The organism is Cellulomonas sp. P5_C5 (genome assembly GCF_054049655.1).
This window is the reverse complement of the sequence record NZ_JBFULY010000002.1, coordinates 140,814-162,424: the sequence shown is the minus strand read 5'-3', so window position 1 is coordinate 162,424 and position 21,611 is coordinate 140,814. Positions and strand designations below refer to the sequence as shown.

Here is a 21,611-nt window from a genome sequence, read left to right as displayed (position 1 = left end):
TCCCGGCTGGGACGGCCCCTTCGTCGTATCGGTCAGAGGCGGACGAGCGGGTGCAGCCCCTCGGAGCGCGCCACGGCCTGGTCGTCGCCGCAGACCTCGAGCCAGTTGGCCAGCAGCCGGTGGCCGCCCTCGGTCAGCACCGACTCGGGGTGGAACTGCACGCCGTGCAGGGGCAGGCTCACGTGCTGGAGCCCCATGATGATGCCGTGGGCGGTCGCCGTGACCTCCAGCTCGTCCGACACGGTGTCGTTCACGACGGCGAGCGAGTGGTACCGCGTCGCGGTGAAGGGGTCGGGCAGCCCGGCCAGGACGCCCTCGCCCTTGTGCTCCACCTGGCTGGTCTTGCCGTGCATGAGCTCGGGGGCGTGCGTGACCGTCCCGCCGAACACCTCACCGAGCGCCTGGTGTCCGAGGCACACCCCGAGCATCGGCAGGGCCGCGTCCGCGCAGTCGCGGATGACCTGCATGCTCTGGCCCGCGTCGGCCGGGGTCCCCGGACCGGGGCTCACCAGGACGCCGTCGAAGTCGGCACGCTCCGCCACGGGCGGCACGGCGTCGTTGCGCACGACCACCGTCTCCGCGCCGAGCTGGTTGAGGTAGCCGACGATCGTGTAGACGAACGAGTCGTAGTTGTCGATCACCAGGATTCGCGTCATCTCACTCACCCACCGTGGTCTCGTTGAACGGCATGAACGGCGCGACCGCCGGGAACACCCACAGGAAGCACGCGGCCAGGACGGCGAGCGCGGCGACCGTGAGGATCAGCGCACGCACACCCGCGGGTCCGGGCAGCCGGTGCCACAGCCATCCGTACATCAGCCTCCTCCGTCCCGCTCGAAGGTGACCATCATGCGCCACCGACCAGCTCTGCCGGGATCCCGTCCGCCGTGGGCGCCCAGTAGTCCAGGACGCCGTGCACGATGAACCGCTCCCGCGCGGAGAACATCGGGTGGCACGTGGTCAGCGTGATCAGGCGCTCCGTGGGCACCGCGCCCGGGTCGCCCGGTACCGGCGCGATCACGCCGACGTTGGAGGGGTCGACGACCTCCGTCGAGGTCACGCGGTAGACGTACCAGATGTTGTCGGTCGTCCGGATGACCAGCGGGTCCCCGACCTGCAGCTCCTCGACCCGGTTGAAGGGCTTGGCGTACGTGGTCCGGTGTCCGGCGACCGCGAAGTTGCCGATCCCGCCGGGCATCGCCGTGCCCTCGTAGTGCCCGACGCCGAGCACGTCGAGCACGGTCGCCCGGTCGGTCCCCTGGCTGATGGGACGTTCCGGCTCGCCGACCCAGCGCGGCACCTGGATCGTCGCGAACGTCGTCGCGTGCGGCGGCTCCGCCATGACGGGCGGCTCGTCGCGGCGCGGCGGGGCGATGACGGGTCCGGCCGGTGCTCCCGCACTGGGGGTGGCCGTCGGCACCGGCTCGAACGGGAGCTCCGCCACGATCTCCGCCTGCGCACGGTTGCCGACGACGTCCGTCCACCACAGCTGCCAGAGCAGGAACGCGAACAGCAGGACGCCGAGCGTGATCAGGATCTCGCCGATCACCCCGACGACGCCGTACGCGACGTCACGCGCGTGCGTCCGACCCGCCTTGCGCCGTTCGCGGCGGGTGGGTGTGGCCGGCTCGGTCGTCGTCTCGCTGCTCACTGCTTGTCCTCGGGTCCGACCGTGGCGGTGGGCTCGGAGCTGGCTCGCTGCGCCTCCTCGGCCGCCTCCAGCCCGGGCAGGATCTCGACGCCGTCGGGGACCGTGGCGGACGACAGCTCGGTGGCCCCCGAGTATGCGGCGAGCTCGAGCGGCTGGTCCGCGTCCGTCACCGACCAGCCGAGGCCGACCTCGGCGGCGTCGCGCAGGTACAGCTGGACGGCCGGTGAGGCGTTGAGGCTCTTGCGCAGGTCGTCCGGGTCGCCGATGGCCCGCACCACGTACGGCGGTGAGTACACCCGGCCGTGCAGCTTCAGGACGTTGCCGACGCACTGGAACGCGCTCGTCGAGATCACCCGCTGGTCCATCAGCGTCATCGCCTCGGCGCCCCCGGCCCACAGGGCGTTCATCACGGCCTGCAGGTCCTGCTGGTGCACCACGAGCGTGTCGGGGGTGACGTCCTCGCGTCGCGGGGAGTCAGCCGGAGCGTCGTCGAGCCGGACCGTCACTCCCGGCCCCGTGACCGGCAGGCTCCCGCCCTCCACGACGTAGGCCGCGCTGGGCTCGCCCACGGGCGTGCCGGCGTTCTCGCTCGCCGTCAGGTCGTCGACGACGGCGCGCAGGTCGTCGACCTCGGTCGACAGCCGTGTCACGCGTTCCGTCTCGACCTGGGCCAGCTCCCGCAGGTCCTGCGGGTGCCGCTCGCCGGAGGCGCGGGCGAACTTGGCGTTGGCCGCGAAGAGGGCGCCGGACAGGGCCAGGACGAGCGTGACCGACAGCGTTCCGCGCGCGATGACGCGACGCGCACGGTGCGGGTGGTCGGTCACGACGGCTCCTGGAGCGGGATTGCCTGGGACGAGAGCGGGTGTGGGTACACGCGGGCACTACGCTAGGTCACGAAGCGACGGGTCCGTGACGATGCGGGCCCCTCGCAGCATGATCGACCGCCCTATGACCACGCCGTCACCCGCGTGGTCCCCCGTGGCCCGAGGGCCGCATCGCTGCAGGACAGGAGCACCGGACGTGCCTGAGTCGAAGTCGCGCAAGAAGGCGACGTACACACCGCCGCCCGCCAAGTCGACGGGACCCAAGGTCAACGCGCCCTGGTTCCTCCCCGTGATGCTCGGGCTGATGATCCTCGGTCTGATCTGGATCGTCGTCACGTACCTCACGCAGTCGCAGTACCCGATCCCCGGCATCAACCAGTGGAACCTGCTCATCGGGTTCGCCTTCATCGTCGCCGGTTTCGGCATGACGACGCGCTGGCGCTGACGCCGGACGCACGACTCCTGGGCGCCGCTCGCACACCCTGCGGGCGGCGCCTTCGTCGACCCCTGGGTCCGCTCGGGTGATGTCTCCCCGTCGGGGCGTCGTCCCCACCTTCGCCCCCACCGTGGCATCGGGGCCGTCGTCCACAGCAACCCGCTCTGACCTGCGGCAACGCCGTCACTGTCCCCAGCGGTGCACAAGTCTGTGGATAACTACACGGGTGTAGTTCCACAGGTGTGGGTAACGGTGGGGACGGTGACGGGGCCGTCGAAACCGGCTCTCCAGGCGATCGTGAGCGGCGCAGGCGCGGGCGCGCGCCGCACGACGCCGTCCACGGCGCGCACCGGTCGTCAGGCGGAGAACGCGCCGATCGACGCGTACGTCAGCAGCGTGGCGCCGAGCAGCAGGGCGCCGAGCGCGACGGGGGCCACGATCGCGACCAGCTGCCGTCGGGCGGGTGGCGCGTAGGCGTACGCGGCCGCGAGGAGACCACCGGTGACCAGGCCACCGACGTGGGCCTGCCAAGCGATGTTCGACATGACGAACCCGAGCGCGAGGTTGATGCCGATGAGCACGAGGATGCCGCGGACGTCACCGCCGAGCCGCTTGCTGACCACCAGGATCGCGCCGAACAGGCCGAACACGGCGCCGGACGCACCGACGCTGGTGGACGCCCAGCCGTCCGTGGCCGTGGCCAGCAGCACCGAGCCCACGGAGCCGCCGATGGCGGACATCAGGTAGAGCGTGATGTACCGCGCGCGCCCCAGCGTCTTCTCGAGCGTGGGCCCGACGAACCACAGGGCCACCATGTTGAAGACGATGTGCAGGTACTGCCCGGGGGAGTGCAGGAACGCGGCGGTGAGGAACCGCCACGGCTCGTAGAAGGCGGCGACCGGCTGGAAGAGCCACCGGTTGGTCCAGCCCGGCAGGACGAGCTGCAGGACGAAGCTCACCACGCACAGCCCGATCAGCGTGAGCGTGACGACCGGCCGGCCGTCGTGCCGGACGCCACCGAGCGCGGTACGCGTGGTCGGCAGCGCCCGGGCGGCCTCGGCGACGCAGTCGACGCAGTGGATGCCGACGGCGGCCGGGCGCTGGCACTCGGGACAGGTGGGCCGGCCGCACCGCTGGCACCGCACGTACGACACCCGGTCCGGGTGACGAGGGCAGACCGGCGGCGCGACCGGCGCGCCCGGGTCAGGACTCGTGCTGATGGCGGTCTCAGTCCTCGATGGTGATCGAGTTGATGACGATGTCCTCGACGGGACGGTCGCCCGGGCGGACCCGGGTGCTCTCGATCGCGTCGACCACGGCACGGCTCTCGTCGTCGGCGACCTTGCCGAAGATCGTGTGCTTGCCGTTGAGCCACTCGGTGGCGGCCACCGAGATGAAGAACTGCGAGCCGTTGGTGCCGCCGACCTTGCCCGTGGTCGGGTCGAGGCGCTTGCCGGCGTTGGCCATGGCGAGCAGGTAGGGCTCGTTGAACGACAGCTCGGGGTGGATCTCGTCGTCGAACGTGTAGCCCGGGCCCCCGCGGCCGGTGCCCAGCGGGTCCCCGCCCTGGATCATGAACCCGGAGATCACGCGGTGGAACACGACGCCGTTGTACAGCGGGTCGGTCCGCTCCTCACCGGTGGTCGGGTCCGTCCACGGCGTCGATCCCGTGGCCAGCCCCGTGAAGTTCTGCACCGTGCGGGGCGCGTGGTTCGGGTAGAGCTCGATCCGGATGTCTCCGGCGGTCGTGTGGAGGGTCGCAAACATGCGAGAAGTCTCGCACGACGCCCTCGTGAAGACCCGAAATCACACAGGTGCGCAGGCCACAGCCACTGCGCTGCCGCGCACACGGTGGCAGAGTGGGTGTCCAGTGCAGCACGACGAGCCGGGAGCTGAGAATGCCGTTCACGAAGAGCCGCGCAAAGATCGAAGTCGACAGCGACAAGCTGGCCGACCTGGGCGCCACACTCGCCGACGCCGCGAAGAGCGCCAAGGAGACCGCCGGGACCGCCGCGTCGAAGGCCGGGGACGCTGCCAGCCAGGCCAAGGACTGGACCACCCCGAAGGTCGAGCAGGCCATCGACTGGCTGCTGCCGCGGGTGGAGCACCTGTACAAGGAGAGCGTGAAGGCGGCCGCCCCGAAGGTGGAGAGCGCCGCCGAGAAGGTGTCGCCCGCCATCGACACCGCCCACGACAAGCTGGTCGACGACCTCCTGCCGAAGTTGGTGGCCGCGATGAACGAGGCCGCGGTCCGGGCCGGCGCAGCCGTCGAGCACGCCGCCGACAGCGCAGCCAAGGGCGGCAAGGGCAAGGCAGCCGCGCTCGCCGCTGCGGCGGCGGAGGCGTCCGGCAAGAAGAAGCACACCGGCGCCAAGGTGTTCTGGCTGCTCGCCGCCCTCATCGGGATCGGTGCCGGGGTCGCCGCGTGGACGCGTTCGCGCTCGAGCGTGGACCCGTGGGCCGAGCCGTGGGAGCCGACGGACGCCGGCACCGCGCACACCCGCGTGGGCGATGCGGCTGACGCCGTCGGCGAGGCGGCGGGCAGTGCCGTCGCCAAGGGCCGGGACGCCACCCGCAAGGCTGCCGAGAAGGTGAGCGCAGCCACGGACGTCGCCAAGGAGAAGGTCGCTGACGCCACCGAGAAGGTCGCCGAGGCGACGGACGCCGCCAAGGAGAAGGTCGCGGAGGCGACCGAGGCCGCGAAGAAGGCGACGACGCGCCGCACCACCAAGCCGGCCGACGGCGGTTCGCCCGACCCGGTCGTCGAGGGTGACAACCCCGCCTGACGCACGCACGTCGCACGGCCCCCGGTCCGCACGGACCGGGGGCCGTCGTCGTCTACCGAAACGTTTTGGCCGTTGACCCTCCGACCAGCGGCTCTGCACGATGCGCCAGGCGCGTCGTGCCGGGGCCGCAGCGAGGCGACGCCGGGGCCACCCGCCGGCCCCTGTTTCTCCCGTGCCGTGAAAGAGGACCCCATGCCCCGCCCCAGATCCCGCGGTCGCGTCGCGATCGCGTGCACGACCGCGTTGACCGTCGCCGCCGGGCTGCTCGTCGCCCCGCTGGCCGGCGCCGCGACGGCCGCGGACCCGACGTACAACTACGCCGAGGCCCTCCAGAAGTCGATGTTCTTCTACCAGGCGCAGCGCGCCGGTGACCTGCCCGCCGACAACCCCGTCTCGTGGCGCGGCGACTCCGCGCTCACCGACGGCTCGGACGTCGGCAAGGACCTGACGGGCGGCTGGTACGACGCGGGCGACCACGTGAAGTTCGGCCTGCCGATGGCGTTCAGCTCCACCATGCTCGCGTGGGGCGCGATCGCCGCACCGCAGGGCTACACCAAGGCCGGCCAGCTCGACGAGCTCAAGGGCAACCTGCGCTGGGTCAACGACTACTTCATCAAGGCGCACACCGCGCCCAACGAGCTCTACGTGCAGATCGGCGACGGCGAGGCCGACCACAAGTGGTGGGGTCCCGCCGAGGTCATGACGATGGCGCGGCCGTCGTACAAGGTCAGCGCGTCCTGCCCCGGTTCCGACGTCGCCGGTGAGACCGCGGCGTCGCTCGCGTCGGCGGCCATCGTCTTCAAGACCGACGACCCGACCTACTCCGCGACGCTCCTGTCGCACGCCAAGCAGCTCTACTCGTTCGCGGACACGTACCGGGGCAAGTACTCCGACTGCGTGACCGCCGCTGCCGCGTACTACAAGTCGTGGTCCGGGTACCAGGACGAGCTCGTCTGGGGTGCCTACTGGCTCTACAAGGCGACCGGTGACGCCACCTACCTGGCCAAGGCGGAGGCGGAGTACCAGAAGCTGAGCGTCGAGAACCAGACCACGACCCGGTCCTACAAGTGGACCGTCGCGTGGGACGACAAGACCTACGCGATGTACCCGCTGCTGGCCATGGAGACCGGCAAGCAGCAGTACGTCGACGACGCCAACCGGTGGCTCGACTACTGGACCGTGGGCGTGAACGGCCAGCGGATCCCGTACTCGCCCGGCGGCCAGGCCGTCCTCGACTCGTGGGGCTCGCTGCGGTACGCCGCGAACACGTCGTTCGTCGCGCTCGTCTACTCCGACTGGCTGACCGACTCCACGCGCAAGGCGCGGTACCACGACTTCGGTGTGCGCCAGATCAACTACGCGCTCGGCGACAACCCCCGCAAGTCCAGCTACGTCGTCGGCTTCGGCGCGAACCCGCCGCAGAACCCGCACCACCGCACCGCGCACGGCTCGTGGCTGGACTCCCTGACCGCGCCGGCTGCGACGAGGCACGTGCTGTACGGCGCGCTCGTCGGTGGACCCAGCGGTCCCAACGACACCTACACCGACCTGCGGTCCGACTACACCGCGAACGAGGTGGCCACGGACTACAACGCGGGGTTCTCGAGCGCGCTCGCACGGCTGACGCAGGAGTACGGCGGCACCCCGCTGTCCGGCTTCCCCGTCGCCGAGCAGCCCGACGGCGACGAGATCTTCGTCGAGGCCATGCTCAACCAGCCTGCCGGCGGCACGTTCACCGAGGTCAAGGCCATGATCCGCAACCAGTCGGCGTACCCGGCGCGGGCGCTGAAGAACGGCACGCTCCGGTACTGGTTCACGCTCGACTCCGGTGACTCGGCGGCGAACCTGACGCTCTCGGCCAACTACAGCGAGTGCGGCCCGCAGACCGCCAAGCCCGTCAGCGCCGGCGGCACGCTCTACTACGCCGAGCTCAGCTGCGTCGGTCAGAACATCTACCCCGGTGGCCAGTCGCAGCACCGGCGCGAGCTGCAGTTCCGGGTGAGCGGTGGTTCCACGTGGAACGCGGCCAACGACGCCTCGTTCGCCGGCCTGAACACCACCGCGCTGGCCAAGACGAAGGCGATCACGCTCTACGACGGCGGCAAGCTGATCTGGGGCACCGAGCCGACCGGCACGGTCACCGACACGACCGCACCGAGCGTCCCCGGCACCCCCGTGGCGTCCGGCGTCACCTCGACGGGCGCGTCGCTGAGCTGGACCGCGTCGACCGACGCGGGCAGCGGGGTGGCCGGTTACGACGTCTACCGGGTCCAGGGCTCCACCTCGACCCTGGTGGCCTCGACGACGGCCGCGTCGACCGTCCTGTCCGGCCTCACGCCGAGCACCGCGTACTCGTACACGGTCAAGGCGAAGGACGTCGCGGGCAACGTCTCGGCGGCGTCGTCGGCCGGCACGTTCACGACGGCGGCCCCGCCCGACGGGGTCATCGCGCCGACCACGCCGGGGACCCCGGTCGCGTCGTCCGTCACCTCGTCGGGGGCCACCCTGACCTGGACGGCCTCGACCGCCGGGACCAACCCGCTGAGCGGGTACGAGGTGCTCCGGGTCAGCGGGTCGACGAGCACCGTCGTCGGCACGGCCACCGGTACGACGTTCGCGCTCACCGGCCTGACCGCCGGGACCGCGTACACCTACGCGGTGCGGGCCAAGGACACGCTCGGCTACACGTCGCCCTCCTCGACCGCGGTCACGTTCACCACCACGACCGCCGCCGACACCACGGCACCCACCGTGCCCGGCACCCCGGCGGCCTCGTCGGTCACCCAGACCGGGGCGGTCCTCACCTGGACCGCGTCGACCGACTCGGGCGGCAGCGGGCTGGCGGGGTACGACGTGTACCGGGTCCAGGGCTCGACGTCGACCCTGGTGGCCTCGCCGACCTCGGCGTCCACGACGCTCACCGGCCTCACGGCGAACACCGCGTACACCTACGCGGTGCGGGCCAAGGACGGCGCCGGCAACACCTCGGCGGCGAGCTCGTCGGTGACCTTCACGACCCTGCCGACGACGTCCACCAGCGGCTGCGCCGTGAAGTACTCGGCCAACAGCTGGAACGTGGGCTTCACGGGCAGCATCAAGGTCACCAACACGTCGACCTCTCCGCTGACGTGGAACCTCGCGTTCGCGTTCCCCACGGGTCAGCAGCTGACCCAGGGCTGGAGCGCCACGTGGGCCCAGACGGGATCCGCCGTCACGGCGACCGGGCTCGGGTGGAACGCCACCCTGGCCCCGGGCGCCAGCACGGACATCGGGTTCAACGGGTCCCACTCCGGCACCAACACGGCCCCGACCGCCTTCACGGTGAACGGGGTGGCCTGCACGGTCGGCTGACCTGACCTGCTGGACGACGAAGGGCGCCCATCCCGCTGACCGGGGTGGGCGCCCTTCTGGCCATTCAGTCGGCGCTGTGCACCGGGCGCACCCGCTCGCCCATCTCGGCCAGCTGCGCCTTCATCTCCCCGACCGACAGGGTGTGCTCGACGCGCGGCGAGTAGAGCATCGAGCTGGTGATCGCCCCCGTGGCGCCGATCCGGAACGCATCCGCCACGTGGCCGACCGTGCCGGCACCGCCCGACGCGATGACCGGCAGCGACACCGCCTCGGTGATCTGCTGCGTGATGTCCAGGTCGTAGCCGGCGCCCGTCCCGTCGCGGTCGATGCTGTTCACCACGATCTCGCCGGCGCCCAGGTCCTGCCCGCGCTTGGCCCACTCGACCGCGTCCATGCCGGTGTACGTGCGCGCGCCGTCGATCGCGATCTCGTAGCCGCTGGGGATCGTCGCGGTCTTCTCGACGCGCTTGACCTGCATGCTCAGCACGATGCACTGCCGGCCGAACTCGACCGACCCCTGCGTGATGATCTGCGGGTTGCGCACGGCCATGGAGTCGATGCTGATCTTCTCCGCACCGGCCCGCAGCACCTCGTGCATGTCCTCGAGGTGCCGGATCCCGCCGCCGACCGTCAGCGGCACGAACGTGCGGTGCGCCGCCTTGCGGACCATGGCGAGGTCGATCTGGCGCTTCTGGGCGCTCGCCATGATGTCGTAGATGACGATCTCGTCGACGTCCTCGTGGTACAGCCGGTCGGCCAGCTCGGCCGGGTCCCCCACGTCGATGTTGTCCTGGAACTGCTGGGCCTTGGTGACGCGCCCGTCCTTCACGTCGAAGCAGGCGATCAGGCGGTTAGCGAGCATCGTTCACGTCCTTGATGTCGAGGTCGCAGAACGACTTCAGCACCTGCAGGCCGGCGCGTGCGCTCTTCTCGGTGTGGAACTGCGTCGCCATGATGTTCTTGTACGCCACGGCGGCGGCGAACTCCTGGCCGTACGTCGTCACGCCGACCAGCGCGGAATCGTCGGTCGGCTTGGCGTAGAAGGAATTCACGAAGTAATAGAAACCGCCCGGCGTGAATGACYGCGAGAACGGGTGGTCACCGCGCACCTCGACATTGTTCCAGCCCATGTGCGGGACGCGGACCTGGGAGTTGTCGAACTCGTGCACGCTGCCCTTGATCCAGCCGAGGCACTCCACGTCGCCCTCGGCCGAGTGCTCGAACAGCACCTGCAGCCCGACGCACACGCCGAGAAACCCCTGGCCATCGCCCAGAACCTTCTCGGTGAGGTGGTCGATCCAGCCCTCCTGGGCCAGCGACTCCATGGTCACGCCGGCAGCACCGACCCCGGGCAGGATGTACTTGTCGACCTCGTCGCACTCACCCGGCTTGGTCACGAGCGCGTGCGGGACACCGAGATGTTCGAGCGCATAAGAAATGCTCTGTGAATTACCGGTGCGGTAGTCGATGATCCCGATCACTTGCCCAATCCTACACGGGCACGAGTCTCACCATTTGGTCAGCTCAGTCGAGGAACAGGGCCCGCAGCCGCACGGTGGTGAACGCCAGGCCGAGACCGACCATGACCACGAAGTACGCCACGTGCGTGAGCATCGAGCCGTCGAGCACCCCGAGCGTGAGGCCACGGACCAACTCCACGGCGTGCCACAGCGGGAGCGCCTTGATGAGGCCCTGGATCCAGCCGGGGTAGACCGTGATCGGGTAGAACGTGGCCGAGAACAGGAACATCGGCAGCATCACGAAGTTGATCCAGTCCATCTGCTGGAAGGTCTTCATGTAGCTGGTGACGGCCATCCCGATGCTGGCGAACCCGAACGCCACGAGCAGCACCGCGGGGATGGCCAGCGCGGCGGACCACGCCAGGTTCAGGCCCATGACCTGCATGACGGTGAGGAAGCCGACGGCGTAGACCCCGCCGCGCAGCAGCGCGTACGTGATCTCGCCGAACGCGACGTCGAGAGGGCCGAGCGACGTGGCGAGCATCCCGTCGTAGAGCTTGCCGAAGTGCATCTTGAAGAAGACGTTCCACGTCGAGTCGTACACGGCGCCGTTCATCGCGGAGACCGCCAGGAGCGCCGGTGCGATGAACGCCGCGTACGAGACCGACGTCCCGTTCGGCAGCTCGACGTCGCCGATGAACGTGCCCAGCCCGAGGCCCATCGCGAGCAGGAAGAACACCGGCTCGAAGAACCCGGACAGCACGATCACCCAGTTGGTGCTCTTGGTCGCCTTGAGCCCGCGCGCGACGACGGAGCGCGCGTTGCGCGCGTACAGCGAGCTGATCGTCGCCTTGTGGGTCGGTTCGGTCGTCGTGGTGGTCATCCGGCGCGGAGCCTCCTCACGAAGACGCGTCGCGCCAGCACCCAGCCGACCGCGGCGAGCACGACGAGGACGGCGAGGTGCCAGCCGACCGGCCAGGCACCGGGCGGCGAGCCGTACGAGAGGGTCCGGCCGATCTCGCTCGCGTGCCAGATGGGCGAGATCCACCCGATCCACTGCAGCCAGACGGGCAGCGTGGCCAGCGGGAAGAACGTGCCGGAGAACAGGAACAGCGGCGTGAAGATGAACCGGTTGACCAGCGCGAACTGACCCTTGTCCTCGGTCAGACCCGCCGAGAACGCCATCAGCGGCAGCCCGAACGCCAGCCCGCCGAGCACGCCGACCAGCGGCATGAGCGCCCCGGTCACCGGGTCACCCACCGCACCGAACGCGAGGATCAGCAGGTAGTAGATGGTGCAGGTGAACAGCATCCGCAGGACGACCGAGATCACCAGCCCGGCGGCGATCTGCGGCGGCGCGACCGGGGAGGCGTTCATGCCCCAGAAGATCCTGCGCCACTTGAACCCGGCCATGATGACGAACGTGAACTCGTCCATCGCGACCGTGACCGCGGCGGTGGCCAGCAGCGCCGGCGCCACGAACCACACGTAGTCCACGAGCCCGTCGGCACCCGACGCGATCGGCTGGTCGAGGAACGCCGCCAGGCCCAGCCCGATGCCGAGCAGGTAGAGCAGCKGGTTGCCGACGCTGCCGACCACGATGGTCCAGCCGTACGCCTTCATGCCGCGCAGCTGGTGCTCGGCGATGTACCAGGCGCCGAACCGCCGAGGCCTGGCGGCGGCCGCGACGGCCACCTCCGGGAGGGTCGCCGTCATTCGATGAGGCTCCGTCCCGTGAGCCGCAGGAACACGTCCTCCAGGCTGGAGCGTCGCACCAGGGACGTCGTCGGGTGCAGCCCGAGGTCGGTCACCCGCTCCAGCACCGCCTCGCCGTCCTCGGCGTACAGCAGCACCCGGTCCGGCAGGACCTCGATGCGCTCCACCAGCCCCGCCATCTGCACCGCGGCGTCCGCGTTGCGCTCCGACCCGAACCGCAGCTCGACCACCTCGCGCGTCGAGTACTGCCGGATCAGCGCCGACGGGCTGCCCTCGGCCATGATCTTGCCCTTGTCGACGACCACCAGCCGGTCGCACAGCTGCTCGGCCTCGTCCATGTAGTGCGTGGTGAGCACGAGGGTGGTGCCGCGCTCCTTGAGCCGGAACAGGCGATCCCACAGCACGTGCCGCGCCTGCGGGTCGAGGCCGGTCGTCGGCTCGTCGAGCATGAGGATGCGCGGCTCGTTGATCAGCGCGCGGGCGATCGTCAGCCGCCGCTTCATGCCGCCCGACAGGTCGTCGACCTTGGCGTTGCGCTTCTCCTCCAGCTGCGCGAAGCCCAGGAGCTCGTCGGCCCGCGTCGCGCACACCGACCGGGGGATGCCGAAGTAGCGCCCGTACACGATGAGGTTGTCCCGCACCCGCAGCTCGGTGTCGAGGTTGTCCTCCTGCGGCACCACCCCGAGCAGCGACCGGATCTCCGGGCCGTGCGAGTCGGGGTCGAGGCCGAGGACCGTCAGGTCCCCGGCGGTGCGCTGCGAGACCGCACCGACCATCCGCATGGTCGTCGACTTCCCCGCGCCGTTGGGTCCGAGCAGCCCGAACGACTCCCCGGGCGGGACCTCGAAGTCGATGCCGTCGACGGCGGTGAAGTCGCCGAAGCGCTTGGTGAGGCCGTGGGCGGCGATGACAGGTGCGGTCACAGAGAACGAACCTAGACGAGAGGAGCGACAGCACCCAGCGCATTGAGGTTGACCCGGGCAGCGGTCGCAGGCAGCCTGCACCGATGGACGACCTCTGGCCCCTCGCCGGCCTGCGCGTGCGCAGCGGAGACCTCGAGCTGCGGTACATGGACGACGCGGACGTCCACGCCCTCGCGCGGCTCGCGGCCGACGGCATCCACGCGCCCGAGGCGATGCCGTTCACCGTCCCGTGGACGCGTGGCACCCCGGTCGAGGTGGCCCGGAGCATCCTGACCTACCAGTGGGGAGCGCGAGCATCGGTGACGCCGGAGAGGTGGAAGCTGGAGCTCGCCGTCGTGCGGGACGGTGAGGTGCTCGGCACGCAGTCGCTCATGGCGCACGACTTCCCGATCACCCGCACCGCCGAGACCGGCTCGTGGCTCGGCCTGCGCCACCACGGTCAGGGCATCGGCACCCGGATGCGGCTGATGATCCTGCACCTGTTCTTCGACGGCTTCGACGGGCTCCGCGCGACGACCAGCGCGTTCGACGACAACGCCCCGTCCAACGGCGTGACCCGGCGCCTCGGCTACGCCCAGAACGGCACCGAGGTCCTGGCCCGCGAGGGGAAGCCCGCCGTCAGCCGTCGGTACCTGCTGGACCGTGCCGCCTGGGACGCCCGGCCCGCCGCGCTGCGACCGGACGTCAGCCTGGGCGGCATCGAGGGCGCGCGGGAGCAGCTCGGCATCTGACGCGCGGACGACCCGCGTGTCTGTGCCCTGGCCTACGGTGACCGCTCCATCACAACCCTGGGAGCGCTGGTGCCGAAGTCCCCTGACGAGACCCTCGCGCTGATCCGAACCCTGCTGGCGATCGCGGACGGCGGTTCACCCCACCAGCCGGAGCGCGAGCTCGCCCGGGTCCGCGCCGAGAAGCTCATGCTCCGGCACAGCATCGACGAGGCCGGCGTGCGCATGACGAGCGCGACCGCACGTCAGCCGGTCCGTGCCGGGGTGCACGTCACGGGGTCGTGGGTCGCGGACCGGATCGAGCTGCGCAACGCCGTCTACCGCGCGTTCGGCTGCCGGCCGGTCCGCGTGCGTCGGGACGGGGTCACCGAGTTCGTCGCCTTCGGCTTCGCCTCGGACATGTCGATGGCTGCCGTGCTGACGGCGTCGCTCGAGCCGCAGATGCTCGCGGAGATGTACCGGCACGGCGGCGCGGCGAGCGACAAGCGCACGTTCGCGGCGGGCTTCGCGGCGATCGTCGCCGATCGCCTGCGGCAGTTCTACGCCGAGGTCCTCGTCGTGGCGGAGACGGAGGGCACGTCGAGTGCGCTCGTCCTCGCCGCGCGGGATCGTGACGTCGACGCCGCCGTGGCCGACGCGTTCCCGGACCTGCGGCGCACCACCCGTCGGCTGTCCGGTCGGGGATGGGCGGCCGGCGCAGYGGCGGGCGCTCGCGCCGACATCGCCGTCTCGGAGCGCACGATGTCCGGGAGCGGCGCGGCCGCCCTGGAGCGGTGACTTCCGGTGACCCTAGGAGCGGTCGTCGGCCGCGTCGTGCACGTACCGCGCCACCTGTACGCGGTTGGTCACCTCGAGCTTGGCGAACACGCTGCCGACGTGCGTCTTCACCGTCGCGACCCCGAGGTGCAGCGACCGCGCGATCTCGGTGTTCGTCAACCCGTCGGACACCGCGACAGCGACCTCGCGCTCACGCTCGGTGAGACGCGCGAGGAGGGTGCGGGCCTTGCGCCGGCGCCCGTCGTCGTCCGGCCGGGTGACCGCCGCGATCAGCTGGTGGGTCACGCTCGGCGACAGCATCGGCTCGCCGAGCGCCACCCGACGCACGGCGACGACCAGGTCGGCAGGTGCGGTGTCCTTGAGCAGGAACCCCGCGGCACCGAGCTGCAGCGCCGTGAGGACCATCTCGTCGGTGTCGAACGTGGTCAGGACGATGATCCGTGCCGTGCTGCCGCGCTCCTTGAGCCGCCGCGTCGCCGCCAGGCYGTCCATCCGCGGCATGCGGATGTCCATGAGCACCACGTCGGGCTGCTCGCGCGCGACCACGTCCATCGCGTCCTGGCCGTCGAACGCCTCGCCCACGACGTCGAGGTCGGGTGCACCCCCGAGGATCATCCGCAGCCCCGCCCGCACCAGGGGATCGTCGTCGACGACCACGACCCTCACGCCGGCCACGGCAGCCTCGCCCCCACGACGAACGACCCGTCCGGCCCCACACCGTGCTCGAGCTCCCCGCCGGCCAGCTCGGCACGCTCGGCCAGGCCGGCCAGGCCGACACCTCCCGGTCGCCCGTCGGGAAGGGTGCTCAGGCTGTTGCGCACCTCGATCTCGAGCTGGGCGCCGGGTCCGCCTGCCAGGCGGACGCTCACCGGCTCTCCGGGGGCGTGCTTGCGGGCATTGGTCAGCGCCTCCTGGACGATCCGGAACGACGTGCGGGACAGGGTCTGCGGGCGCGGGTCCTCCGCCAGGTCAGCGGTGTCGAGCGTGACGGCCGACCCGGCCTCCTCGGCGTCCGCGAGCAGCGCGGGGAGCTCGGCCAGGGTGGGCTGCGGAGGTTCGACGCCCGCCGCGTCCGCGCCGGCCCGCAGCACGCCGAGCACCTGACGCAGCTCACTGAGGGCCAGCTGGGCGTTCGACTGGATGGTCTGCGCCGTCTCCCGAGTCTCCTCGCGCGTGAGGTCGTCCCGGTAGGCCAGCGCTCCCGCGTGCAGGGCGACCAGGGAGATCCGGTGCGCCAGGACGTCGTGCATCTCCCGCGCGATCCGGGTCCGCTCCGCGTCGCGGGCCCGCCCGGACGCCAGCTCCCGCTCACGGTCCGCCGTGGCCACCTGCTCGTGCAGCGACGCGACCAGCTCCCGGCGGGTGCCGATGTAGTAGCCCGTGGCCATGACCGCGACGAAGTAGATGACCCCGACCAGCACCCCGAACAGCATCAGGTAGCCGTCCGCCTCGGGCGGCGGGAACGCCGTGCGGTAGTACAGCTCCGAGAGGACCGCGGCGACAACAGACGCCGCCCCGGCGACGACCACCCACGCCCGCCGACGCCACGTGGCCATCGAGACGAGCGCGACCGTCGCCGGTCCGATGCTCGCCACCGAGATCGACGTGGCGAGGATCGTCAGGCACGCGATCGCCAGCGGGTACCGACGCCGCAGTGGGAGCAGGCAGAGCGTCACCAGTCCCAGCAGCAGGTCGAGCATCGTCAGCACGAACACGAGGGCGTCCGGCTCTGGCGACGAGGTCGCGCGCTCGGCCACCATGATGCCCCAGGCACTCACCCCCACCGCGAACGCCACCAGGTACCGCCACACCCGTGACCAGCGCGACAGCGCGGCCTGTGGCGGTGTGGGGGTCGAGAACAGCATGACCGCAGCCTAGGCAGTGCATGGGCGCCCTCCGCCCACCTTCCGGCCGCTCCGTCTCCACCATCCGGTGGAGCCCGCGCTGACCGCAGCGCCGATGCCGCGGCGGACCCGTTGCCAGGACGGTGAGGCTGCCACCTCCCACCGACCCTGGAGCAGCTCCCATGACCAGACCGCTCACGCTCGCGCGCACCGCCGGCGTCCTCTACCTCCTGCTCGCCGTGCTCGGCTCCTGGGCGCAGCTCGTCGCGCGCGGCTCCGTCTACGTCCGGGGTGACGCGGCCGCCACCGCCGCCGGGATCGTCGAGCACGAGACCCTGTTCCGGCTCAGCCTCGTGGCCGACATCCTCATGGCCGTCGTCTTCGTGCTCCTCGGCCTGACGCTCTTCCGGCTGCTCGACGGCGTGCACCGCCGGGCGGGCACGGCCCTGCTGGTCTTCGTCGCGGTCGGCGCCAGCTCGATCCTGGTCAACCTGACGTTCCAGGTGGGAGCCCTGCTCACCGCGACCGACCCCGCGTACGACGCGTCCACGACCCTGCTGCTGCTCGACCTGCACGCCTACGGCTACTCGCTCGGCGGCGTGTTCTTCGGCCTCTGGCTGCTCCCGATGGGCTGGGCCGCGGTCCGGACCACCCTGTTCCCGACGTGGCTGGGCGTGCTCCTGATCGCCGGCTCGGTCGCATGGGTGCTCGACCCGGTGATCCTGTTCGGGCTTCCCGACGCCACCGTCCCCGCCGGCGTCGTCGCGACGGTCACCACCGTCGCCGAGCTCACCCTGATCGTGTACCTGCTGGTCCGGGGCGTGCGCCGGCCCGCCGTCGCCGTTCCGCGAGGGCCCGCGCTGCGCGCGCAGGACCAGGTCGTCGGTCCGGGTCGATCGTCGTGGTGAGCGTCCCTGTCGGGATCGTGGTGGGCGCCGACGTCAGATCGGCGTGACCTCCAGCCGGTAGGCACGTCGAAGCGATGCCAGCGTCGCCGTGATCTCCGCTTCGTCGCGGGCGCGGAAGAAGACGACACCTGGTGTCGACGACGAGTTGAGGTCGGACGAGATCACGTCGCCGACGCTCATGGTCATCCGGATGTCGATGAGCCCTGGGCACGCCGCGCGAATCTCCTCCTCGGTGGACAGCTCGACGATCCGGCCCGGGCGGATCGGAAGGTTGACGTTGACGACGAGACCCGTGGTCGAGACGACCTCGAGCACCGGCTCGTTCCCGAGCGACACGGACCAGTAGGCCTCCCACAGGTCGACCCCGTGCTGGTGCCGGATGGCCTCGACGATCCCCCCGCCGGGAGGGCGACACGCCGCCTCACCGATCCGGAATCCGTCGTGGGAGCGGAACAGCTCGACGTGAGCGACACCATCGCGGAGCCCGAGCGCCTTCACGCACCTCGTGGTGAGCGCCAGCGCCTCCTCGTGGTCCGGGTGGTCGCGCGGGACTATCCACGATCCGTCGAAGTCGTCGATCCGGCCCAGCAGTGGGTCGAAGTAGATCGACACGGTGGCGAACAGCACCTCGCCGTCGCGCACGACGGCGTCGACGTGGAACTCGCGGTCCATCGCGACGTACTGCTCCACGGCAACGGGCATCCCGTCGGCGCGCAGGCGATCTCCAACCGGACCGGCCGCCCAGGCATCTGCTTCTCGAGGACCGTCGATCCGAGCCACGTCCATGCACAGCGCGCCGACCGTCGGTTTGACGATGACCGGCCAGCCCAAGGTGTCCCCCGCCTGCCGAACGCCGGCCGGGTCGAAGACCCGCAGGAAGCGGGCGGTCCTCAGCCCGGCTTCTGCGAGACGTCGCTTCATGAGGAACTTGTCGGAGAAGGCAAGACCGACGTCGAACGGCTCCCCGACGACCCCGAGCGAGGAGCGCAGGAAGCCGGCAGTCGCGACACCGAACTCCACCGGCGACAGGATGCGATCCACGGGACGTGACGCTGACGCCTCACGGACGGCGCCGAGTACCTGGCTCGTGTCACGGATGCTCTCGACATCCACGACATCCACGGTGGGAAGGCCGGGCGCGCCACCACCACGCGGGAATCGGTGCGGGTGGCCGGACTCCGCGATGACGGTCACATGATCGACCGACGGCGTGTTCAGCAACCCGAGCGGGAAGGCACGTCGCCGGGACGTGAGGACGACGGCGTGACTGGTCATCCGTGGCCACCTCCAATCGACACCGCGGCCTGGACCGCGGCGATCTCCGAACGAAACGCCTCCGCCTCTGTCGTGGGGAGGTCGGCCAGGATCGAGCCGGCCCTCTCTCCGATCGCCGCCTCGGAGGTCGTGGTTCCGGGTGCCACCACCCAGAGGGCGCGGACCCGGGCGCCGCGTCGGCACTTGGCTGCGTAGCTCCGGGTGCCAAGGTGCAGCGATCGAATGCCGTTCTCCTGCGCGAACCGGACAGGTCCGTGCATGAGCAGCACGGCATACTCTGCGGCGTCGCGCTGCGCCGCGTAGTCCAGCCCGACCAGGCGAACGGCCAACTCGTCGAGCCATCGGTAGGCAAGTGAGTATCCGGTCATGCGCGGGCCGTCGAAGACGGCGTGCACCACGGCCTCCTCGCCCAGCAGGCGCGCCTGCCGTCCCAGGGTCGCCTTCAAGCGCTCCACCGGATGCTCGTTGCCGTACTTCAGCTCGACTTGCTGCAGCAGCGGCGCTCCGCACGCGACGACCTCGTCGATCGGCACCTGCCGCAGCTCGAGGCCGCTCTCGGCGAAGCGCCGCCACTCGCGGTGCCAGTTCGTCCGCCGCTGCTTCTTGACCAGGGTCGACGCGAAGGGGGCGTCCAGCGGGACCTGCTGCACGATGCAGTCGGCGTCGACGAGGTGGACGCCTGGATTCTCACCGGTGAGCGACCGCGCGGCGGCCACGACGTCCGGCACGTCGTCCGAGGGCACGTACGGCCACCACCACGCGCCGTCCACCTCGGGGAACGCGTCGAGTGCGGTGCCCATGAGCCGGGCCAACGCCGCGGGCGATCGAGGACTGCCGACGACAGGGGAGCAGAATCCGCGCCGGCCTCCGATGAGCAGCCGCGGACGGTCGTCCGTGCTGTCGAGGACGGTCTCGAAGCGATAGTCCGGATGCCCGTCTTCCGGAGCGAGGTGGGCGACGACGCCGACCCCGTCCTCCACCAGGTAGGCGGAACGGCCCAGTCCGTCAGAGTCGACGAACCGCAGCCAGTTCGGCGAGGAGTAGAAGCTCCCGACGCGTGGCCAGTCGGGAGGCACCGAAGAACTCATCATGCTTGCCGTCAACTCCTGGTCGGAGACTTGTCCATTCACGTCGTCACATCACGTCGGGAGCCGGATCGCACCGATTCACGCATCCAGAGAGGCGACGTCGTCCCACGTCAAACCGACTACTCCCGCAGTCCCCGAGGTCTGCGGCAGGAGCCGGTCGTGCGACGACGCGACCGTTCGCCTGTTCGCGAACGCCACGAAGTCCTCACGGCTGGAGAGGCGCAGGTAGATGTTCAGGCGTCGGAGCTCGCCGAAGGTGATGCCAGGCCCTCGCTCGTACCGGTGCCCCGAGTAGACCTTCGTCTCGTCGGCGACCTCGTGACTCAGTCGCCGCACGCTGTCGTAGAGGTCCGATGCGGAGCCTCCCTCGAAGTGGGTGAAGCCGACACCTTCGGGAAACAGTGTGTCTCCGACGAACAGGTGGTCGCCGACGAGGAAGCAGCACGAACCGACCGTATGGCCGGGCGTCAGCTTCACACCCACCTCGATGGAGCCGGCGGCGAGCACCTCGCCGTCGTGGCAGTGCGCCAGGCCCGGTACGTCGAAGTCGTAGTACGACGCCTCGTCACCGGACATCCACACAGGGACCGGCATGATGCCCGTGAGCTCGGCGACACCACGCACGTGATCCGAGTGCCCGTGGGTCAGCAGGATCGCCTGCAGGTTCCAGCCTTGTCGTTGGATCCGGTGGGCGAGCTTCTCGACGTCCCACGCGGGATCCACGACGACCGCATGGCCGGATTCGAGGTCCCCGATGACGTACTGGTAGTTCGGGAAATGCGCTGGACCGGCCGTGCCGATCACGACCTTGTACATCGACCGACCTCCAGCGTCTCCTCGGCGTGGTCCGATCGCGGGCTCGCCGTTCGCTTGAGGGCCTGCCACGCCGGATGCCGGAACGTCGAAGGCCGTGGCTCGCTCGTACCGACAGGCACAAAGTCCGCCGCGTCCAGCTGGACGAGTCCGTCGAGATAGTTCTCGACCTCGAGCATGGCCAGGCGGTCGCCCGGGCAGCGATGCGCGCCCGCGCCGAAGACGTAACCCTGGGAACTGCGGCGGGAGTCCGGCCCGTCGACGTCCGACCGGACGCAGGCCGTCGCCAGGTCGACGTCGATGAGCGAGCCCCGAGGTATATGGCCGACGTTCTCGAACTCGAGATCTTTGGTGGCGTGCCGCGTCGTCAACCCCAGCGGGGCGTCCTTGGCGAGGAGACGCATGACGACGTTCCGCGAACCGGAGACCCGCACGTCGCCCGTCACGGCGGCGGCATCGCTCCACCACGCCACGGTGACGACTTTCAGAGCGACGACGGTCGTCTCAGCGCCTGCGATGAGGAACAGTGCCAGCTCGGCCGACCGGGCGTCGTCCGGCAGATCGGAGAACAACGGCACGGTGACGTCACGAACGAGCTCCTGCACGTACTTCTTCGACTGCGCCAGACGGTCTTCCGGCTCGGAGAACCCTCCGAGGGTCCGGATCACCGGCTCGAGACGCGCATAGTGCTCGACAGGATCCATGCCGTGGAAGCCCAGAAGATCCAGGACCACGCGGTTCGGGACGTAGACGCAGGCGCTCAGCAGGTCTTCGCTCTCCCGCGCTCGGGCGAAGCCGCCGGCGACTGCGGACCTGATCATCTCCTGAGCCGCGTCGGTGTCGGTCCACTGCTTCCCGAACTCGGCCCACCACTCACGCTTCCGGTTGCGATGCTCGACTCCTTCGAGATCGAGCGTGGACACGCCGAGGATCCGCCGCGACACCCGGAACGGGTGGTCGGCCCGGAACTCCTTCCCGCGAAGGAGCCGATCGACATCCAGGGGGTCGCCAATCCTCAGGCGCTCCATGGT

Annotated in this window: 23 protein-coding genes; 6 read left to right on the top strand and 17 right to left on the bottom strand. The window is 70.4% G+C overall.

The window, feature by feature from the left end; all coding sequences use genetic code 11:
• Positions 1-32 precede the first annotated feature (32 nt).
• From ACXJKF_RS02585 to ACXJKF_RS02570, 4 genes are read right to left on the bottom strand one after another with little or no spacing between them, the layout of a single operon-like run.
• Complete coding sequence (locus ACXJKF_RS02585) at positions 33-656, bottom strand: aminodeoxychorismate/anthranilate synthase component II (protein ID WP_456786176.1); 624 nt, start codon at positions 654-656, stop codon at positions 33-35.
• Position 657: 1 nt separating this feature from the next.
• A complete protein-coding gene (locus tag ACXJKF_RS02580; RefSeq protein ID WP_186813462.1) occupies positions 658-816 on the bottom strand; it encodes a hypothetical protein in 159 nt (52 codons plus the stop codon).
• A 31-nt stretch (positions 817-847) separates the two neighbouring features.
• Positions 848-1,651 carry a class E sortase gene (locus ACXJKF_RS02575; protein WP_456786175.1) on the bottom strand — a complete coding sequence of 268 codons (804 nt, stop codon included), beginning with the start codon at positions 1,649-1,651 and terminating at the stop codon, positions 848-850.
• Complete coding sequence (locus tag ACXJKF_RS02570) at positions 1,648-2,475, bottom strand: DUF881 domain-containing protein (RefSeq protein WP_456786174.1); 828 nt, start codon at positions 2,473-2,475, stop codon at positions 1,648-1,650. Before ACXJKF_RS02570 ends, ACXJKF_RS02575 begins: the two co-directional genes overlap by 4 nt.
• A gap of 196 nt (positions 2,476-2,671) precedes the next feature.
• On the opposite strand from ACXJKF_RS02570, the gene ACXJKF_RS02565 reads away from it, so the two are divergent.
• Positions 2,672-2,920: a cell division protein CrgA gene (locus ACXJKF_RS02565; protein WP_146930444.1), complete on the top strand. Its 249-nt coding sequence runs from the start codon at positions 2,672-2,674 to the stop codon at positions 2,918-2,920.
• Positions 2,921-3,267: 347 nt separating this feature from the next.
• Here the strand turns inward: ACXJKF_RS02565 and ACXJKF_RS02560 are convergent, their stop codons facing one another.
• Together ACXJKF_RS02560 and ACXJKF_RS02555 are read right to left on the bottom strand one after the other, a co-directional pair.
• On the bottom strand, positions 3,268-4,065 hold the full coding sequence (locus ACXJKF_RS02560; RefSeq protein WP_456786173.1) for a rhomboid family intramembrane serine protease: 798 nt from the start codon (positions 4,063-4,065) through the stop codon (positions 3,268-3,270).
• Positions 4,066-4,138: 73 nt separating this feature from the next.
• A complete protein-coding gene (locus ACXJKF_RS02555) occupies positions 4,139-4,678 on the bottom strand; it encodes a peptidylprolyl isomerase (protein WP_456786172.1) in 540 nt (179 codons plus the stop codon).
• Between the two features lie 131 nt (positions 4,679-4,809).
• On the opposite strand from ACXJKF_RS02555, the gene ACXJKF_RS02550 reads away from it, so the two are divergent.
• Positions 4,810-5,697 (top strand): hypothetical protein, encoded by an 888-nt coding sequence (locus ACXJKF_RS02550; protein WP_456786171.1) that lies wholly within the window; start codon positions 4,810-4,812, stop codon positions 5,695-5,697.
• 192 nt (positions 5,698-5,889) lie between these two features.
• Positions 5,890-9,048 carry a glycoside hydrolase family 9 protein gene (locus tag ACXJKF_RS02545; RefSeq protein ID WP_456786170.1) on the top strand — a complete coding sequence of 1,053 codons (3,159 nt, stop codon included), beginning with the start codon at positions 5,890-5,892 and terminating at the stop codon, positions 9,046-9,048.
• Between the two features lie 64 nt (positions 9,049-9,112).
• Here ACXJKF_RS02545 and hisF read toward each other — a convergent pair whose 3' ends face one another.
• From hisF to ACXJKF_RS02520, 5 genes are read right to left on the bottom strand one after another with little or no spacing between them, the layout of a single operon-like run.
• Positions 9,113-9,910 carry an imidazole glycerol phosphate synthase subunit HisF gene (gene hisF / locus ACXJKF_RS02540; protein WP_456786169.1) on the bottom strand — a complete coding sequence of 266 codons (798 nt, stop codon included), beginning with the start codon at positions 9,908-9,910 and terminating at the stop codon, positions 9,113-9,115.
• Positions 9,900-10,529: an imidazole glycerol phosphate synthase subunit HisH gene (hisH, locus tag ACXJKF_RS02535; RefSeq protein WP_456786168.1), complete on the bottom strand. Its 630-nt coding sequence runs from the start codon at positions 10,527-10,529 to the stop codon at positions 9,900-9,902. The genes hisF and hisH overlap by 11 nt, the downstream gene beginning before the upstream one ends.
• Before the next feature lie 43 nt (positions 10,530-10,572).
• Entirely contained in the window at positions 10,573-11,391 is an 819-nt protein-coding gene (locus ACXJKF_RS02530) for an ABC transporter permease (protein ID WP_456786167.1), read from the bottom strand.
• Entirely contained in the window at positions 11,388-12,224 is an 837-nt protein-coding gene (locus tag ACXJKF_RS02525) for an ABC transporter permease (RefSeq protein ID WP_456786166.1), read from the bottom strand. Before ACXJKF_RS02525 ends, ACXJKF_RS02530 begins: the two co-directional genes overlap by 4 nt.
• Positions 12,221-13,147 (bottom strand): ABC transporter ATP-binding protein, encoded by a 927-nt coding sequence (locus ACXJKF_RS02520; protein WP_456786165.1) that lies wholly within the window; start codon positions 13,145-13,147, stop codon positions 12,221-12,223. Before ACXJKF_RS02520 ends, ACXJKF_RS02525 begins: the two co-directional genes overlap by 4 nt.
• Before the next feature lie 83 nt (positions 13,148-13,230).
• Between ACXJKF_RS02520 and ACXJKF_RS02515 the strand changes: the two genes are divergently transcribed.
• Positions 13,231-13,878 (top strand): GNAT family N-acetyltransferase, encoded by a 648-nt coding sequence (locus tag ACXJKF_RS02515; protein WP_456786164.1) that lies wholly within the window; start codon positions 13,231-13,233, stop codon positions 13,876-13,878.
• Positions 13,879-13,947: 69 nt separating this feature from the next.
• Entirely contained in the window at positions 13,948-14,652 is a 705-nt protein-coding gene (locus tag ACXJKF_RS02510) for a DUF7168 domain-containing protein (RefSeq protein WP_456786163.1), read from the top strand.
• Positions 14,653-14,664: 12 nt separating this feature from the next.
• On the opposite strand, the gene ACXJKF_RS02505 is transcribed toward ACXJKF_RS02510, so the two are convergent.
• The gene (locus ACXJKF_RS02505; RefSeq protein ID WP_456786162.1) at positions 14,665-15,318 is read right to left on the bottom strand and encodes a response regulator; all 654 of its coding nucleotides are present in this window, start codon (positions 15,316-15,318) and stop codon (positions 14,665-14,667) included.
• Positions 15,315-16,517: a sensor histidine kinase gene (locus ACXJKF_RS02500; RefSeq protein WP_456786161.1), complete on the bottom strand. Its 1,203-nt coding sequence runs from the start codon at positions 16,515-16,517 to the stop codon at positions 15,315-15,317. The genes ACXJKF_RS02505 and ACXJKF_RS02500 overlap by 4 nt, the downstream gene beginning before the upstream one ends.
• A gap of 161 nt (positions 16,518-16,678) precedes the next feature.
• On the opposite strand from ACXJKF_RS02500, the gene ACXJKF_RS02495 reads away from it, so the two are divergent.
• Positions 16,679-17,404, top strand: coding sequence for a DUF4386 domain-containing protein (locus ACXJKF_RS02495; RefSeq protein WP_456786160.1), 726 nt, complete (start codon positions 16,679-16,681; stop codon positions 17,402-17,404).
• A 33-nt stretch (positions 17,405-17,437) separates the two neighbouring features.
• Here the strand turns inward: ACXJKF_RS02495 and ACXJKF_RS02490 are convergent, their stop codons facing one another.
• From ACXJKF_RS02490 to ACXJKF_RS02475, 4 genes are all read right to left on the bottom strand, one after another.
• Positions 17,438-18,445 carry an ATP-grasp domain-containing protein gene (locus tag ACXJKF_RS02490; RefSeq protein ID WP_456786159.1) on the bottom strand — a complete coding sequence of 336 codons (1,008 nt, stop codon included), beginning with the start codon at positions 18,443-18,445 and terminating at the stop codon, positions 17,438-17,440.
• Between the two features lie 230 nt (positions 18,446-18,675).
• Positions 18,676-19,659, bottom strand: coding sequence for a hypothetical protein (locus ACXJKF_RS02485; RefSeq protein ID WP_456786158.1), 984 nt, complete (start codon positions 19,657-19,659; stop codon positions 18,676-18,678).
• Positions 19,660-19,845: 186 nt separating this feature from the next.
• Positions 19,846-20,583, bottom strand: a complete 738-nt coding sequence (locus ACXJKF_RS02480) for an MBL fold metallo-hydrolase (RefSeq protein WP_456786157.1) — start codon at positions 20,581-20,583, stop codon at positions 19,846-19,848.
• Positions 20,568-21,608, bottom strand: a complete 1,041-nt coding sequence (locus ACXJKF_RS02475) for a hypothetical protein (protein ID WP_456786156.1) — start codon at positions 21,606-21,608, stop codon at positions 20,568-20,570. Before ACXJKF_RS02475 ends, ACXJKF_RS02480 begins: the two co-directional genes overlap by 16 nt.
• Positions 21,609-21,611: the final 3 nt, after the last annotated feature.